The following is a 15,801-nucleotide window of genomic DNA, read 5'->3' as shown; positions in this document are numbered from 1 at the left end:
TCAGTCCTGGGCAGGGGTGGAGGTGTTGACGATCCAATCGTAGCGTACCGCGACCGTGACTTCGAAGGCCTCGGCCAGCACCTGTTCGCGGCGTTCGGCATTCACCCGCCAGCCGTGCGGGGTCATCGACAGCAGATCCTCACGGGCCTGGCGGCTGTCCAGAGGCAGGCGGAAGCTCAGTTGCTCGCTGTGGGCGAGGCTGAAACCGGCCGGCAGATCATTGAGGTGTTTGTCGTCCTGGTACTCGCGCACCTCGTCATAGAGCTTTTCACGCAGCTCCAGCAGGTGATCGCGTGCCGGGCCCAGGCGCAGCACGCCGCCACCAGTGCGCAGCACTCGGGCCGCCTCGTTCCAGTCGATGGGGCTGAACACGCTGGCGATCAGCTCCAGGCTGGCACTTTCCAGCGGCAGGCGGGCCATGCTTGCCACCAGCCAGGTGACTTGTGGATGGCGCTTGGCCGAACGCTTGACCGCTTCCCGCGAGATATCCAGGGCGTAACCCTCGGCCTCCGGCAGAGCAGCGGCCAGCTGGCCGGTGTAATAGCCTTCGCCGCAGCCGATATCCAGCCAGCTGTGCGGCGCGCGCTCGGCCGCCAGTTCCGCCAGGCGTCGGGCCAGCGGGGCATAGTGGCCGGCATCGAGAAAGCGCCGGCGAGCTTCGACCATGGCAGCGTTGTCGCCTGGGTCCAGGCTCTTCTTGTGCTGCACCGGCAGCAGGTTGTAGTAGCCCTGACGGGCGCGGTCGAAGCTGTGCCGGTTGGCGCAGGCCAGGCCATTGTCGGCGGAGGTCAGCGGCGCTTGGCAGATCGGACAGATCAGACTCATGCGAGCAGTTTCACCAGGGTCTGGTAGTAGATCTCGGTCAGCAGGTCGAGGTCGCTGGCGAGGATGCGCTCGTTGATCTGGTGGATGGTGGCATTGACCGGGCCCAGCTCGACCACCTGGGTGCCCAGGGTGGCGATGAAGCGGCCATCGGAGGTGCCGCCGGAAGTCGAAGGCTCAGTCTCGCGGCCGGTGACGGTGCGGATAGCGGCGGCCACGGCGTCGAGCAGCTCGCCCGGCTGGGTCAGGAAGGGCAGGCCGGACAGCGCCCAGTCCAGGCTGTAGTCCAGGCCATGCTTGTCGAGGATGGCGCTGACGCGTTGCTGCAGGCCCTCGACGGTGGATTCGGTGGAGAAGCGGAAGTTGAACACCGCTTTCAGTTCGCCCGGAATCACGTTGGTGGCGCCGGTGCCGGAGTTGAGGTTGGAGACCTGGAAACTGGTCGGCGGGAAGTAGGCGTTGCCGTTGTCCCAGTGCTCGGCGGCCAGTTCGGCCAGAGCTGGTGCGGCCAGATGGATCGGATTCTTCGCCAGGTGCGGGTAGGCCACGTGGCCCTGTTTGCCGCGCACGGTGAGGGTGCAGCCCAGCGAGCCGCGACGGCCATTCTTGACCATATCGCCGACCAGGGTGGTGCTGGACGGCTCGCCGACGATGCACCAGTCCAGCCGCTCGCCGCGCTCGCGCAGGCGCTCGACCACGGCCTTGGTGCCGTGCTGGGCCGGGCCCTCCTCGTCGCTGGTGATCAGGAAGGCGATGGCGCCCTTGTGGTTCGGGTGATCGGCGACGAAACGCTCGACGGCGATGATCATCGACGCCAGGCTGCCCTTCATGTCCGCCGCACCACGGCCGCAGAGCATGCCGTCCTCATCGATGCGCACGTCGAACGGCTGGTACTGCCAGGACTCCAGCGGACCGGTCGGCACCACGTCGGTGTGGCCAGCAAAGCACAGCACCGGCCCATTCTTTTCTGAGGAGCCGCCGCCACGACGTGCCCAGAAGTTCTCCACTTCCTCGATGCGCATGCGCTCGACGGCAAAGCCGGCTTCGCCCAGGCGGCGCATCATCAGCTCCTGGCAGCCTTCGTCCACGGGGGTTACCGAGGGACGGCGAATCAGGTCGCAGGCCAGCTCCAGGGTCGGGGAGAGAGTGGTCATGGAGAAACTCCGGGTGAAAAGGACGGCGGAAAAAGGGCGGTTATCTTAAAGCAAAACGGCGGCCTGGAGGCCGCCGTTGCTCGGTGCTCTGGCTTACTGCGGGTCGGCCGGTTTGGGCATCGACGACAGCAGGGCCATGATCAGCGCGGCCAGGTAGGGCAGCGACTGTACCAGCAGCATGCCGACCCAGAACTTCACGTCCGGGCTGGGGAAGCCCTGCACCACGCTGATGCCGAAGGCCGATCCCCACAGCAGGAGCATGATGAAGACTTCCTCGCGGGCCTCGGCCAGGGCGACCAGGATGCCGTGGTTGCTGGCCATCTTCGGCGTGCGGAAGAACGGGATGGTCTTGGTGAACGCCCCGTACAGCACGGCCTTGGCGATGGTGTGCGACAGCGCTAGGCCGGCGATGGCCGCCTGGAACGAGCGCTTGAGATCGACCCCGACCGCACGGCGGTAGAGGAACATGATCTTGCCGAACTTGAAGAAGAACAGCGCCAGCGGCGGGATGGCGAAGATCATCAGCGGCGGGTCGACACGCTGCGGCACGATGATCATGCCGGCCGACCAGAGCAGGGCACCGAGGGTGAAGAAGATGTTCAGGCCGTCGGCGATCCACGGCAGCCAGCCGGCGATGAAGTGGTAGCGCTGGCCCTGGGTCAGCGCGCTGTCCTTGCCGAGGAACAGGCTGCGGGCGTGGCCCTTCATGATCTGGATGGCACCGTAGGCCCAGCGGAAACGCTGCTTCTTGTAGTCGATGAAGGTGTCCGGCATCAGCCCGCGGCCATAGCTCTGGTGGGCGTACGCGGCCGAGTAACCGTGCTCGAACACGCGCAGACCCAGCTCGGCGTCCTCGCAGATGGTCCAGTCGGCCCACTTGAGCTGGTCCATCACGCTGCGGCGGATCATGGTCATGGTGCCGTGCTGGATGATCGCGTCGCGGTCGTTGCGGGTGACCATGCCGATGTGGAAGAAGCCCTTGTATTCGGCGTAGCAGAGCTTCTTGAAGGCACTTTCGTCGCCGTCGCGGTAGTCCTGCGGCGACTGCACCACGGCGATCTTCGGGTCGCTGAAGTGCGGCACCATGTGCTTGAGCCAGTTGCGGTCGACGCAGTAGTCGGAGTCGATCACCGCCACCACTTCGGCGTCCGGCGCGGTGTGCGGCAGGATGTAGTTCAGCGCGCCGCCCTTGAAGCCCTCGATCGGTGCCACGTGGAAGAAGCGGAAGCGCGGGCCGAGTTCGGCGCAGTAGGCTTCCACCGGCTGCCACACGGCCGGGTCCTTGGTGTTGTTATCGATGATGATGACTTCGTAATCCGGGTAGTCCAGCGCAGCGAGGGCGTCGAGGGTCTGTTTGACCATCTCCGGCGGCTCGTTGTAGCAGGGCACGTGGATCGACACCTTGGGCCGGTAGGTACTGTCGGCCAGTACCGGCAGGAAGGCGCGGCGGCGCTGGCGGGTCCAGGCGGTCTCGGCCAGCTCGTGAGCCTCGGTGAGCAGAACGATGAACACGCCCAGTGCGCCGATGCCCAGCAGCACGCCGACGATAGTGCTGAACCAGGTGCTGTATTGCTGGCTGTAGTCGTAGGCGATCCACACCAGCGCGGTGCCGCCGGCGAAGGCCACGAAGGTGAGGAAGGTGCGGCCGCGCTGGCGCAGGGACGAGCCGTCGATCAGCATCAGCGCCAGGGCCAGCAGGGCCATGACCACTGAGGCGATGGCCAGCAGGCGCCATTGCGGAATGGCGACGATGGGGCCGTCGAAGCTGAATTTGGGTTGGCGGGCCAGGTTGTAGACGCCCCAGTAGGCGCCCACGGAACCTTCTTCGGTGGCCTTCCACGGCTGGTCGAAGGCCTCGATGACGAAGTAGTTGTAGCCCTTGGCGTTCAGTGTGTTGACCAGGGTGCGCAGGTAGATGGCCTGTTCGGCCTGGTCGGCTTCGGCACCACCACGGGTGCGACCGTTGCTCGGCCAGCCCACTTCCGCCAGCAGCAGGGGCTTTTTCGGGAACAGCTTGCGCATTTCCTTGGCGCGGTCGAGGACGAACTGGGTGGAGTCCTCCATCGGCACGAATTCCCAGTAGGGCAGCACGTGGGCGGCGATCAGGTCGGCGTGCTTGGCCAGTTCCGGGTACTTGTCCCAGATGTGCCACTGCTCGGCGGTGGTGACCGGCACCTTGACCGCGGCGCGCACGCGGTCGAGGTAGCCCATCAGTTGTTCAGGTTCGACTTCCTCACGGAACAGCGATTCGTTGCCGACGATCACCCGTACCACGCTGCGCGAGCTGTTGGCCAGCTCGATGGCCTTGGCGATTTCCCGTTCGTTGCGCTCGATGTCCGGGCTGATCCAGATACCCAGGCTGACGCGCAAACCGAATTCCTCGGCCAGGCGCGGGATGTCGGCCAGGGTGCCTTCCACCGAATAGGTGCGGATGTTGTCGGTGCGCTCGCTGAGCAGTTCCAGGTCGCTGCGAATCTGCTCCGGCGTCGGATAGATGTTTTCCTGCGGGCTCTGCCCGGCGCGGAACGGCGAGAAGGAGAAACCGGAAATCTGCTCCGGCCACTCGGGGGCGGAGACCGGACGGTTGTAAAGAGCCCATAGACCGGTGAACAGCGCGGCGACTGCCACGAAAACCACCAGGTTGAGACCAAGTTTGCGCGATGACATAGGCGATCAGGGTTCCGCAGGGAGGAACAGGGAAACGCCGGCGGATGCCGGTCGGCGCGCATCCTACCCCGCGCCAACCGGGCTGTACAGCGCCGCCCAACCGGCGTTGCGGGGCTGACTCAGAGGGCCCGCAGGAGAATCCGCTCGCTGCAGGCCAGGTCGATCTCGCGCTGCTCGCCGAGTGCCGTCATGCCGTGGCGTTCCAGCTGCGCCAGCACCTGCGGCACCGCATCGGCATCCAGTCCATGACCACTCAGGCGGGTCGGCAGGCCCATCTGTTCGAAGAAGGCGCGGGTGGCGGCAATGGCTGCATCGATGCGGGCGTCCTCATCGCCTGTACGGATATCCCACACCCGCTCGGCGAATTGCAGCAGCTTGCCGCGCTTGGCTTCACGGCGCTCGGCCAGCAGGGCCGGCAGCACCACGGCCAGGGTCTGGGCGTGATCGATGTGATACAGGGCGGTCAGCTCGTGGCCGATCATGTGGGTGGCCCAGTCCTGCGGCACACCACAGCCGAGCAGGCCGTTGAGGGCCTGGGTGGCGCACCACATGAGGTTGGCGCGCACCGCATAGTCCTGCGGGTTGGCCAGGGCTTTGGGGCCTTCCTTGATCAGGGTGCGCAGCAGGCCTTCGGCGTAGCGGTCCTGCAGTGGCGCCTCGGCCGGGTAGGTGAGGTACTGCTCGGTGGTGTGGACGAAGGCATCGACCACGCCATTGCCGATCTGCCGGGGCGGCAGGCTGTAGGTGGTGGTGGGGTCGAGGATGGCAAAGCGCGGATACAGCAGGGGGCTGGAGAACGGCAGCTTCTCCTGGCGTTCGACATGGGTGACCACGCCGTGTGGGTTGCTCTCCGAGCCGGTGGCGGCCAGGGTCAGCACGCAGCCCATGGGCACGGCGGCCTTGGGCTTGCTGCCGCTGAGCAGATCGAAGGGCTCGCCGGGGTAGGCCAGGGCGGCGGCGATGAATTTGCTGCCGTCGATGACCGAGCCGCCACCCACGGCCAGGATGAAGTCGCACTGCTCACTGCGGGCCTGGGCCACGGCGCGGAGCAGGGTATCGTACTGCGGGTTGGCTTCGATGCCGGCGAAACGGCTGAAGTGGTAGCCGGCCAGGGCCTGCTCGACCTGGTCCCAGATACCGTTGCTGAAGATGCTGCCGCCGCCGTGGGTCACCAGTACGCGGCTGCCCGGGGGGATCTCGCGGGCCAGCTGCTTGCCGATCTGCCCCTCGCCAAAATGAATGCGGGTGGGGTTATAGAAGGAAAAGTTGCGCATGGCCGGGTGCTCCTGAGGGTCGCTACTGTTGTTATCGGGGCACTATAGCGGTCGCAGCGATTGCCGGTATGCATGGTGGATCATTCATAATGCGCGCCTGCTTCGCGAGGGGATGGCATGAGTACTGACGATCAGCGTTTTGGCGGCATTGCCCGTCTGTATGGCCGTGATGGCCTGGCCCGCCTGCAGGCGGCGCATGTGGCCGTGGTGGGCATTGGCGGCGTGGGCAGCTGGGCGGCCGAGGCGCTGGCGCGTTCCGGGGTGGGCGAGATTTCCCTGTTCGACCTGGATGACGTGTGCATCACCAACACCAATCGTCAGGTGCACGCCATCGAGGGCGCGGTGGGCAAGGCCAAGGTCGAGGTGATGGCCGAGCGTATCCGCGCCATCAACCCGGCCTGTGTGGTGCATGCGGTGGCGGACTTCGTCACCCGCGAAACCATGGTCGAGTACATCACCGAGCAGCTCGACGCGGTGATCGACTGCATCGACAGCGTGGCGGCCAAGGCGGCGCTGATTGCCTGGTGCAAGCGACGCAAGATCCAGATCGTCACCACTGGCGGTGCCGGCGGGCAGATCGATCCGACCCAGATCCAGGTCACCGACCTCAACAAGACCTTCAACGATCCCCTGGCGGCCAAGGTTCGCAGCACCCTGCGCCGGGACTACAACTTCTCGCGTACGCCGGGGCGGCACTACAGCGTGCCCTGCGTGTTTTCCACCGAGCAGCTGCGTTACCCCAAGCCCGATGGCTCGGTCTGTCAGGCCAAGGGCTTCGTTGGTGAAGGGGTCAAACTCGACTGCGCCGGCGGCTTTGGCGCGGTGATGATGGTCACGGCCAGCTTCGGCATGGCGGCAGCGGCCAAGACCATCGACAAGCTGGTGGCTGGCGCGCGCCGTCCGGCGGAGCGCCAGTCGGCAAACTAGTCGGCGAGGGCGATCATCCGCTGCAGCACGGCATTCAGGCCATTGCTGCGCGACGGCGAGAGCTGGCGACCAAGCCCCAGCTCGTTAAACCAGGCCGGCAGGTCAAGCGTGGCCAGCTCCGCGGCGGACAGGCCGTTGACCCGCACCAGCAGCACGGCCAGCAGCCCGCGTAGCAGGCGGGCGTCGCTGGTCGCGCGAAACGCCATAGCCGGGGTGCGTTGATCGGCTACCAGCCAGACCAAGCTCTCGCAGCCCTGAACCCGGTTGTGCTCGTTGCGTTCGGCTTCCTGCAGCGGTTCCAGACGCTCGCCCCACTGCATCAACAGGCGCGCGCGCTGCTCCCAGCCGGCGCAGGCGGTGAAGGCTTCGCGGGCCTGCATGGCGGCGGCCGGCAGGCTCATCGCAGTAGCTCCAGTGCCTGATCGAGGGCGGTGAACAGGCGCTGCAGGTCGCCTCCATCGTTGTACAACCCCAGCGAAACCCGCGTGGCGCCGCTCAAACCCAGCTGCTTGAGCAGGGGCATGGCGCAGTGATGGCCGGTGCGTACGCACACACCCTGTTCGCTGAGCAGATGGGCCAGGTCGCTACCGTGTACGCCATCGACGGTGAAGCTGGCCAGGGCCAGTTGTGGGCTGCCCAGCAGGCGTAGGCCGTGGATCTGGGTCAGGCCGGCGAGCAGGGCATCGTGCAGGGCCTGTTCATGGGTGCTCACCGCGACCGGGTCGAGGCAGCTCAGGTAATCCAGCGCAGCGCCCAGCGCCAGAACGCTGCCAATGGCCGGCGTGCCGGCCTCGAAGCCCAGAGGCAGCGGACGGAAGCGGGCCTGTTGATAATCGCAGTCGAGCACCATCTCGCCACCGAACTGCCAGGGCTGCAGGTGCTGGGCCGCGGCGCTTCTGGCGTAGAGCACGCCGCAACCTTCGGCGCTGTAGAGCTTGTGGGCGGAAAAGACATAGAAGTCGCAGTTCAGCGCCTGCACATCCGGGCGCTGGTGCACGGCACCCTGGGCGCCATCCACCAGCGTCAGGGCGCCGTGCTGGCGGCCCAGTGACAGCAGTTCGTCGAGAGGTGCCCAGGCGCCCAACACGTTGGATAGCTGGCTCACGGCCAGCAAACGGGTACGCGGGCCGATCAGCTGCCGTGCCTGCGTAAGATCGATCTGTCCGTGTTCGTCTAGCGGCAGCACTACGAGAGTCAGGCCGCGGCGTCGGGCCAGTTGCTGCCAGGGCAGCAGGTTGGCGTGGTGCTCCAGGGCGCTGATGACGATTTCGTCGCCGGCCTGGAAGTGATTCTCCAGACCATACGCCAGCAGGTTGATCGCCTCGGTGGTGCCGCGGGTGAAGATGATCTCCTGGCTCCCGGCGGCATTCAGCCAGCCGGCCACCTGGCTGCGGACGGCCTCGAAGGCGCGGGTAGCTCGGTCTCCGGGCAGGTGCTGGGCGCGGTGCACATTGGCGGCGCCGCCGGTGTAGTAGGCCTGCAGGGCGTCGAGTACGGCCTGCGGCTTCTGCGAGGTGGCGGCGCTGTCGAGATAGGTCTGCCCCTCGGCCGCGAGGGCAAGGATGCCGGGAAAGTCGGCGCGCCAGGGGGAGGTCAGTTGCATGGGATTCAAGGTCTCAGGCGGTGGGCTTGAGTATAAATAGACAGGCCGGGCATGGGCCCGGCCTGTCGCCTGCAAACGTCAACATGACAATGAAGCGTTCAGCTCCACAATCAGTTGTGGGCGTGCAGGGCCTCGTTCAGCTCAATGGCGCTCTTGTTGGTCTTGCACTCCACCGCGCCGGTCTGCGAGTTGCGGCGGAACAGCAGGTCCGGCTGGCCGGCCAGATCACGGGCCTTGACCACCTTGACCAGGGTGTTCTTGTCATCGAGCAGGGCCACCTTGGTGCCGGCGGTGATATACAGGCCGGACTCCACGGTATTGCGGTCGCCCAGCGGAATGCCGATGCCGGCGTTGGCGCCGATCAGGCAGCCTTCACCCACGCTGATGATGATGTTGCCGCCACCGGACAGGGTACCCATGGTCGAGCAGCCGCCGCCCAGGTCGGAGCCCTTGCCGACGAACACGCCAGCGGAGATGCGGCCCTCGATCATGCCCGGGCCCTGGGTGCCGGCGTTGAAGTTGATGAAGCCTTCGTGCATCACGGTGGTGCCTTCGCCCACGTAGGCGCCCAGGCGTACACGGGCGGCATCGGCGATGCGCACGCCGCTCGGCACCACGTAGTCGGTCATTTTCGGGAACTTGTCCACCGAGAACACTTCCAGCAGCTCGCCACGCAGGCGGGCACGCAGCTGGCGCTCGCCCAGCTCGGCGAGGTCGACTGCGCCCTGGCTGGTCCAGGCCACGTTCGGCAGCAGCGGGAAGATACCAGCCAGGGACAGACCATGCGGCTTGACCAGGCGATGCGACAGCAGGTGCAGCTTGAGGTAGGCCTCGGGGGTGCTGGCCAGTTCCTTGTCTTCGGCGATCAGAGTGACCACCAGCGGCTTGTGGCTCTGGGTCATGCATTCCAGAACGGCGGCCTGCTCGATGAAACCGGCAGCCTGTACGGCTTCAGCCAGGCCGGCAACGGTGCCGATGTCCATGCTGATGGCCTGGTTGCCGCCCTGATAGTTGATCTTGCTGATGACGGCATGGACCAGTTCTGCCGGCGGGTTGAGCAGCGGCTGCGGGTAGTACACCTCGAGCCACTGGCCCTGCAGGTTCTGGGTGCCGATGCCGAAGGCCAGGGCGAACAGTTGCTGTGACATGAATAGCTCCTTGGGTCTTTAAATCGGATCAGGCCAGGGCCTGGGCATACAGCTCGGGCTTGAAGCCGAGCAGGGTGCGCTCGCCCAGATCGAGGACCGGGCGCTTGATCATGGAAGGCTGGGCCAGCATCAGGGCAATGGCCTTGGTCTGGTCGAGGTCCTGCCTGTCCGCGTCGTCGAGCTTGCGGAAGGTAGTGCCGGCACGGTTGAGGACCTTGTCCCAGCCGTGTTCGTCGCACCATTTCTGCAGGCTGGTGGCGTCGATGGCGCTGACCTTGTAGTCGTGGAAGGCATAGATCACGCCGTGCTCGTCGAGCCAGGTGCGCGCCTTCTTCATGGTGTCGCAGGCCTTGATGCCGTAGAGGGTGATGCTCATGCCGGCTGCCCCTGAATAAAGCTGCGGATGCGCTCGGCGGCTTCGATGCACTCGGCCAGCGGCGCGACCAGCGCCATGCGGATGCGCCCGGCCCCCGGATTCAGGCCGTTCACTTCACGCGACAGGTACGAGCCGGGAACCACGGTAACGTGCTGCTGGGCGAACAGCTCACGGGTGAACTGGGTGTCATCCGTCGGCGTGCGGGCCCACAGGTAGAAGCTGCCATCCGGGCGCTGCACGTCCAGCACAGGTGCGAGGATGTCCAGCACGGCGTCGTATTTGGCGCGGTACTGATCGCGGTTTTCACGCACGTGGGCTTCGTCGTTCCAGGCCGCAACGCTGGCCAACTGGGTCTGCACCGGCATGGCACAGCCGTGGTAGGTGCGGTAGAGCAGGAAGGCCTTGAGGATCTCGGCGTCGCCGGCCACGAAGCCCGAGCGCAGGCCGGGCAGGTTGGAGCGCTTGGACAGACTGTGGAACACCACGCAGCGCTTGAAGTCCTGGCGGCCCAGTTCGGCGCAGGCGGTCAGCAGGCCAGGTGGCGGATTTTCCTCGTCGAAGTACAGCTCGCTGTAGCACTCGTCGGCAGCGATCACGAAGTTATAACGGTCGGCCAGGGCAATCAGCTTCTTCAGCGTCTCCAGCGGCGTCAGCGCGCCGGTGGGGTTGCCTGGGGAGCAGATGAAGAGGATCTGGGTGCGTTGCCAGATTTCTTCCGGTACGGCGTCGTAGTCCGGGTTGAAGCCGTTCTCAGCCAGACATGGCAGGTAGTGCGGGGTGGCGCCGGCCAGCAGGGCTGCACCCTCATAGATCTGATAGAACGGGTTGGGCGACAGCACCAGGGCGTCGTCTGTGCGGTTGACCACGGCCTGGGTGAAGGCGAACAGCGCCTCGCGGGTGCCATTGACTGGCAGCACATGACGGGCGGCATCCAGCCAGCCGGTCGGTACACCGAAGCGGCGTTCGCACCAGCCGGTAATGGCTTCGCGCAGTGCCGGCAGGCCCAGGGTGGTGGGGTAAACAGCGAGCTGGTCGAGATTGTCGGCCAACGCCTGGGCGACGAACGCCGGCGACTTGTGCTTGGGTTCGCCGATGGACAGGGCGATCGGCTTGAGCTGCGCCGGCGGCTGGGCGTTGGCGAGCAGGGCGCGCAGCTTCTCGAAGGGATAGGGCTGCAGCTGGTCAAGGGCGCGGTTCATGCAAACTCCGGGAAAACAAAACTAGAAGGTCAGGCGGCTGGGGCCGCTGTCCTGGGCGGATGGTGCCAACTGCTCGACGATGGCGTCCTGCAGTTTCTGGCACAGGTCCGGGTCAGCCAGTGGCTGGCCATGGTTGTCGGTGACGAAGAACACGTCTTCCACGCGCTCGCCGAGGGTGGCGATCTTGGCGTTCTGTAGTGACAGGTCGAAGTCGAGGAAGATTTTGCCAATCCGTGCCAGCAGGCCCGGGCGGTCTGGCGCAGTGATTTCCAGAACCGTCACCGGACGCTGGGCATCGTTGTGAATGCTGACCTGTGGGGCAAAGGCAAAGTGCTTGAGCTGCCGGGGCACGCGGCGCTGGATGATGTTCGAGTATTCCTCAGGGCTCTTCAGTGCATCGACCAGTCCGTTGCGGATTTCCTGCGTGCGCTGCGGGTTGTCGCCGATGCTGCCGCCCTCGGCGTCGAGCACCACGTAGGTGTCGAGGGTGAACTGGCTGGTCGAGGTGATGATGCGCGCGTCCTGAATGCTCAGGTTGAGCTGGTCCATGGCAGCCACGGTCACGGCGAAGAAGTCGTGCTGGTCGGGCGCGTAGATGAATATCTGCGTGGCGCCTTCGAACTCGCGTTGGGTGGTTTCGCGGATCAGTACCAGCGGGTCTTTGCCGGCCGGGTGCTGGAGAATCGCCTCGGTATGCCAGGCCACGTCGCTGGAGGTGTGGCGCAGGAAGTAGTCGTCGCCCAGTTGCGACCACAGCTGCTCGGCGTCGTCCTGATCGATACCGCTGCGCACCAGTACGTCGAGTGCGGCGACCTGGGTCTGGCGGATCTGCTCTTCACGGTCCACCGGGTTTTCCAGGCCACGGCGCAGGGCCCGCTTGGTCTCGGTGTAGAGCTGGCGCAGTAGGCTGGCCCGCCAGGAGTTCCACAGGCTGGGGTTGGTGGCATTGATGTCGGCCACGGTCAGCACGTAGAGATAGTCGAGGCGGGTCTGGTCACCGACCAATTGGGCGAATTCGTGGATCACCTGCGGGTCGGAGAGGTCCTTGCGCTGGGCGGTGGTCGACATCACCAGGTGATTCTTCACCAGCCACACCACCAGGCGACTGTCCCAGGCCGGCAGCTTGTGCCGCTCGCAGAACTGGGCGGCGTCCACGGCGCCCAGTTCGGAGTGGTCGCCGCCGCGGCCCTTGCCGATGTCGTGGTAGAGGCCGGCGAGGTAGATCAGTTCCGGCTTGGGCAGGTGTGCGATGACCTTGCTGGCCAGTGGGAACTTCTCGCTCACGCCCGGCTTGCCCAGCTTACGCAGGTGCTTGATCAGATTGAGGGTGTGCGCGTCGACGGTGAAGATGTGGAACAGGTCGTGCTGCATCTGCCCGACGATCAGGCCGAACTCCGGCAGGTAGCGGCCAAGGATGCCGTAGCGGTTCATCCGCCGCAGGTTGCGGTGAATGCCCTCGTGGCACTTGAACAGTTCGATGAACAGGCTGGTGTTGCGGATGTCCTGGCGGAACTTGTCTTCGATCAACTGGCGTGAGTCGCGCAGCAGGCGGATGGTGTCGGCGCGGGCACCCTTGATCTCCGGATGCTGGGCCATCAGCACGAACATTTCGAGGATGGCGAACGGGCTGCGCTTGAACACGCTGGCGCTGGTGACTTCCAGGTAGCCGTCACGAACCCGGAAGCGGCTGTTGAGCGGCGTCAGGGTGCCGTTCTCGTCATGCCGCAGGATGACTTCCTCGAAGTGCTGGAGAATCAGGTCGGACAGCTCCGAGACGGCCATGACCACGCGGTAGTACTTCTGCATGAAGTGCTCGACCGCCAGCTTGCCGTCGCTGTCTTCGTAGCCGAGTAGCACGGCAATCTTGCGCTGGTAGTCGAACAGCAGGCGGTCCTCGGCGCGACCGGCCAGCATGTGCAGGGCGTAGCGCACCTTCCACAGGAATTCCTGGCTGCTGGCGAGCATCTGCAGCTCGCTGTCAATCAGGAAGTCCGGACCGTCGAGGGCGGTGATGCTGTGCCGGCCGAAGTGACGGCGGGCCACCCAGAGGATGGTCTGGATGTCGCGCAGTCCGCCGGGTGAGCCCTTCACATTGGGTTCGAGGTTGTACTCGGTATCGTTGTACTTGCCGTGGCGTGCCCGCTGTTCGTCGCGTTTGGCCAGGAAGAAGTGCTTGCTCGGCCACATTTGCTCACTGGCGGTGACCTCCAGCATGGCCTGGCGCAAACGCTCGGGGCCAGCGATGGTGCGGCTTTCCATCAGGTTGGTGATGACGGTCAGATCGGCGCGCGCCTCGTCGGCGCATTCGGCCACCGAGCGCACGCTCTGGCCGACTTCCAGGCCGATATCCCAGAGCAGGGTGAGAAAGCCCTCGATGGGCGAGCGGAACAGCTCCTGGTCTTCGTGCTCCATGAGCAGCAGCAGGTCGATGTCCGAATGTGGGTGCAGCTCGCCTCGGCCGTAGCCGCCGACCGCCACCAGGGCAATGTCGGCGTCCTCGCTCCAGTCGAACTGTTTCCAGGCCTCGGTGAGGATTTGGTCGACGAACCAGGCGCGGTCTTCGATCAGGCGGCGAATCTCGCGACCGCTGCGAAAGCGCTCGTCGAGCACTTCGCGGGCGTGGCGAATGGCCTTCTTGAAGGCGGCAATCGGCGATGCCTTGAGCGCCAGTTCCGCCTGGAACTGGCCGCGGTCGAACAGTTCGGGATCAACCTGCGGCATGCCGGTTCCTTATGCGTTGGTGCGCGGGAAGCTTTCGTCGCTGCGCAGGGTCAGGACTTCGAAACCGTCGGCGGTGACCAGAATGGTGTGTTCCCACTGTGCCGAGAGCTTGCGGTCCTTGGTGATGGCGGTCCAGCCGTCGCCGAGCAAGCGGGTTTCCGCACGGCCCTGGTTGATCATTGGCTCGATGGTGAAGGTCATGCCTTCCTTGAGCTCCATGCCGGTGCCAGCGCGGCCGTAGTGCAGCACCTGCGGCTCCTCGTGGAACACGGCGCCGATGCCGTGGCCGCAGTATTCGCGTACCACCGAGTAGCCGTTCTTCTCGGCGTGCTTCTGGATCACTTCGCCGATATCGCCCAGACGGGTGCCGGGCTTGACCAGTTCGATGCCTTTATACAGGCACTCCTGAGTGATGCGGCAGAGCTTCTCCGCCCACTCCAGCGGCTTGCCGACGATGAACATCTTGCTGGTGTCGCCGTGGTAGCCATCCTTGATCACGGTGATGTCGATGTTGATGATGTCGCCGTCTTTCAGCGGTTTGTCGTTGGGGATGCCGTGACAGACCACATGGTTGATCGAGGTGCAGATCGACTTGGGGAAACCCTTGTAGTTGAGCGGGGCAGGGATGGCCTGCTGCACGTTGACGATGTAGTCATGGCAGATGCGGTCCAGCTCTTCGGTGGTGACCCCCGGCTTGACGTGTTCGCCGATCATGATCAGCACCTCACCCGCCAGACGGCCGGCGACGCGCATTTTTTCGATTTCATCGGACGTCTTGAAGGTGACGGTCATGCTGGCTCTCTCATGCTGACTTTCCTGGTGCGTGCACGGCCCCAGGCAAATAGGGAAAGGGCGGAATTCTAACAGACCGTGGCGCCCCGGCCACCCCGGTGGAAGACTCATGGCGGGTTTTGTTTGTGCGTCGGTTGTGATATAAAGCGCCGCGCTTTTCCGGCAGTGCCGGTTCAGCCACTAACCCACACATGCGTCGACACGGTGACCTGGGTGCCCTTTGGGGTTGGTCATTGGGGCGCATGGAGGCCTAACCCGACTTATCGAGGAAGAGAAATGTCCCAAGTCACTATGCGCGATATGCTGAAGGCCGGTGTGCACTTCGGCCACCAGACCCGTTACTGGAACCCGAAAATGGGCAAGTACATTTTCGGCGCGCGCAACAAGATTCACATCGTCAACCTGGAAAAGACCCTGCCGATGTTCAACGAAGCCCAGGCTTTCGTTGAGAAGCTGGCTTCCGGCAAGAACAAGATTCTGTTCGTTGGCACCAAGCGTTCCGCTGGCAAGATCGTTCGCGAAGAAGCTGCCCGTTGCGGCATGCCGTTCGTCGATCACCGCTGGTTGGGCGGCATGCTGACCAACTACAAGACCATCCGTCAGTCGATCAAGCGTCTGCGTGACCTGGAAGTTCAATCCCAGGACGGCACCTTCGCCAAGCTGACCAAGAAAGAAGCCCTGATGCGTACCCGTGATCTGGAAAAGCTGGATCGCAGCCTGGGTGGTATCAAGGATATGGGCGGTCTGCCGGACGCCCTGTTCGTGATCGACGTCGACCACGAGCGCATTGCCATCACCGAAGCCAACAAGCTGGGCATCCCGGTCATCGGCGTTGTCGATACCAACAGCAGCCCGGAAGGCGTTGACTACATCATCCCGGGTAACGACGACGCCATTCGCGCCGTTCAGCTGTACCTGGGTGCCATGGCTGATGCCGTGATCCGTGGTCGCAGCAACGCTGCCGGCGGCGCCGACGAGTTCGTCGAAGCGTCTGCTGACGAGGCCGCTGAGGGCTGATACCGGACTGTCATCCGACTCCGGTAAGCAAGAAGGGGGCTAGGCCCCCTTTTTGCCAACTTTGAATTGCATGATCGGCTTGCCATGGCGGGCCGATGGTT

At 64.8% G+C, this 15,801-nt stretch carries 13 protein-coding genes; 2 read left to right on the top strand and 11 right to left on the bottom strand.

Translation table 11 applies throughout. From position 1 onward, the window contains the following. The 4 genes from HNP49_RS07945 to HNP49_RS07930 all read right to left on the bottom strand — a co-directional run bounded on the left by HNP49_RS07945 (window position 1) and on the right by HNP49_RS07930 (window position 5,917). A complete protein-coding gene (locus HNP49_RS07945; RefSeq protein WP_184682128.1) occupies window positions 1–825 on the bottom strand; it encodes a putative RNA methyltransferase in 825 nt (274 codons plus the stop codon). After that, the gene (dapE, locus tag HNP49_RS07940; RefSeq protein WP_184682126.1) at window positions 822–1,976 is read right to left on the bottom strand and encodes a succinyl-diaminopimelate desuccinylase; all 1,155 of its coding nucleotides are present in this window, start codon (window positions 1,974–1,976) and stop codon (window positions 822–824) included. The genes HNP49_RS07945 and dapE overlap by 4 nt, the downstream gene beginning before the upstream one ends. A 93-nt stretch (window positions 1,977–2,069) precedes the next feature. Further along, the gene (locus tag HNP49_RS07935) at window positions 2,070–4,643 is read right to left on the bottom strand and encodes a glycosyltransferase (RefSeq protein ID WP_184682123.1); all 2,574 of its coding nucleotides are present in this window, start codon (window positions 4,641–4,643) and stop codon (window positions 2,070–2,072) included. Window positions 4,644–4,762: 119 nt separating this feature from the next. Then, complete coding sequence (locus HNP49_RS07930) at window positions 4,763–5,917, bottom strand: iron-containing alcohol dehydrogenase (protein WP_184682121.1); 1,155 nt, start codon at window positions 5,915–5,917, stop codon at window positions 4,763–4,765. A 117-nt stretch (window positions 5,918–6,034) separates the two neighbouring features. Here HNP49_RS07930 and tcdA point away from each other — a divergent pair, with 117 nt between their 5' ends. After that, window positions 6,035–6,844 (top strand): tRNA cyclic N6-threonylcarbamoyladenosine(37) synthase TcdA, encoded by an 810-nt coding sequence (gene tcdA / locus HNP49_RS07925; RefSeq protein ID WP_184682119.1) that lies wholly within the window; start codon window positions 6,035–6,037, stop codon window positions 6,842–6,844. On the opposite strand, the gene HNP49_RS07920 is transcribed toward tcdA, so the two are convergent. From HNP49_RS07920 to map, 7 genes are all read right to left on the bottom strand, one after another. Further along, window positions 6,841–7,245: a SufE family protein gene (locus HNP49_RS07920; RefSeq protein ID WP_184682116.1), complete on the bottom strand. Its 405-nt coding sequence runs from the start codon at window positions 7,243–7,245 to the stop codon at window positions 6,841–6,843. The genes tcdA and HNP49_RS07920 overlap by 4 nt on opposite strands. Next, window positions 7,242–8,447 (bottom strand): aminotransferase class V-fold PLP-dependent enzyme, encoded by a 1,206-nt coding sequence (locus tag HNP49_RS07915; RefSeq protein ID WP_184682114.1) that lies wholly within the window; start codon window positions 8,445–8,447, stop codon window positions 7,242–7,244. Before HNP49_RS07915 ends, HNP49_RS07920 begins: the two co-directional genes overlap by 4 nt. Window positions 8,448–8,557: 110 nt before the next feature. Next, entirely contained in the window at window positions 8,558–9,595 is a 1,038-nt protein-coding gene (dapD, locus tag HNP49_RS07910) for a 2,3,4,5-tetrahydropyridine-2,6-dicarboxylate N-succinyltransferase (RefSeq protein ID WP_184682112.1), read from the bottom strand. 28 nt (window positions 9,596–9,623) lie between these two features. Beyond that, the gene (locus HNP49_RS07905; protein WP_184682110.1) at window positions 9,624–9,971 is read right to left on the bottom strand and encodes an ArsC family reductase; all 348 of its coding nucleotides are present in this window, start codon (window positions 9,969–9,971) and stop codon (window positions 9,624–9,626) included. Further along, window positions 9,968–11,170 (bottom strand): succinyldiaminopimelate transaminase, encoded by a 1,203-nt coding sequence (gene dapC / locus HNP49_RS07900; RefSeq protein ID WP_184682108.1) that lies wholly within the window; start codon window positions 11,168–11,170, stop codon window positions 9,968–9,970. The genes HNP49_RS07905 and dapC overlap by 4 nt, the downstream gene beginning before the upstream one ends. Before the next feature lie 21 nt (window positions 11,171–11,191). Then, a complete protein-coding gene (locus HNP49_RS07895) occupies window positions 11,192–13,891 on the bottom strand; it encodes a [protein-PII] uridylyltransferase (RefSeq protein WP_184682106.1) in 2,700 nt (899 codons plus the stop codon). Between the two features lie 9 nt (window positions 13,892–13,900). Beyond that, entirely contained in the window at window positions 13,901–14,794 is an 894-nt protein-coding gene (gene map / locus HNP49_RS07890; protein WP_184682104.1) for a type I methionyl aminopeptidase, read from the bottom strand. A gap of 165 nt (window positions 14,795–14,959) precedes the next feature. Between map and rpsB the strand changes: the two genes are divergently transcribed. Further along, entirely contained in the window at window positions 14,960–15,700 is a 741-nt protein-coding gene (gene rpsB, locus HNP49_RS07885) for a 30S ribosomal protein S2 (protein ID WP_184682103.1), read from the top strand. Window positions 15,701–15,801: the final 101 nt, after the last annotated feature.

Origin of the sequence: Pseudomonas fluvialis, from assembly GCF_014207935.1 — a bacterium.
In the GTDB taxonomy this organism is placed as follows: Bacteria; Pseudomonadota; Gammaproteobacteria; order Pseudomonadales; family Pseudomonadaceae; genus Aquipseudomonas; species Aquipseudomonas fluvialis_A.
This window is presented reverse-complemented; position numbering and strand designations above follow the sequence as displayed.

Excerpts from the sequence above, each read along its gene's own strand:
- HNP49_RS07945 (WP_184682128.1), bottom strand. The coding sequence starts at position 825 with ATGAGTCTGATCTGTCCGATCTGCCAAGCGCCGCTGACCTCCGCCGAC.
- dapE (WP_184682126.1), bottom strand. The coding sequence starts at position 1,976 with ATGACCACTCTCTCCCCGACCCTGGAGCTGGCCTGCGACCTGATTCGC.
- HNP49_RS07935 (WP_184682123.1), bottom strand. The coding sequence starts at position 4,643 with ATGTCATCGCGCAAACTTGGTCTCAACCTGGTGGTTTTCGTGGCAGTC.
- HNP49_RS07930 (WP_184682121.1), bottom strand. The coding sequence starts at position 5,917 with ATGCGCAACTTTTCCTTCTATAACCCCACCCGCATTCATTTTGGCGAG.
- tcdA (WP_184682119.1), top strand. The coding sequence starts at position 6,035 with ATGAGTACTGACGATCAGCGTTTTGGCGGCATTGCCCGTCTGTATGGC.
- HNP49_RS07920 (WP_184682116.1), bottom strand. The coding sequence starts at position 7,245 with ATGAGCCTGCCGGCCGCCGCCATGCAGGCCCGCGAAGCCTTCACCGCC.
- HNP49_RS07915 (WP_184682114.1), bottom strand. The coding sequence starts at position 8,447 with ATGCAACTGACCTCCCCCTGGCGCGCCGACTTTCCCGGCATCCTTGCC.
- dapD (WP_184682112.1), bottom strand. The coding sequence starts at position 9,595 with ATGTCACAGCAACTGTTCGCCCTGGCCTTCGGCATCGGCACCCAGAAC.
- HNP49_RS07905 (WP_184682110.1), bottom strand. The coding sequence starts at position 9,971 with ATGAGCATCACCCTCTACGGCATCAAGGCCTGCGACACCATGAAGAAG.
- dapC (WP_184682108.1), bottom strand. The coding sequence starts at position 11,170 with ATGAACCGCGCCCTTGACCAGCTGCAGCCCTATCCCTTCGAGAAGCTG.
- HNP49_RS07895 (WP_184682106.1), bottom strand. The coding sequence starts at position 13,891 with ATGCCGCAGGTTGATCCCGAACTGTTCGACCGCGGCCAGTTCCAGGCG.
- map (WP_184682104.1), bottom strand. The coding sequence starts at position 14,794 with ATGAGTCTTCCACCGGGGTGGCCGGGGCGCCACGGTCTGTTAGAATTC.
- rpsB (WP_184682103.1), top strand. The coding sequence starts at position 14,960 with ATGTCCCAAGTCACTATGCGCGATATGCTGAAGGCCGGTGTGCACTTC.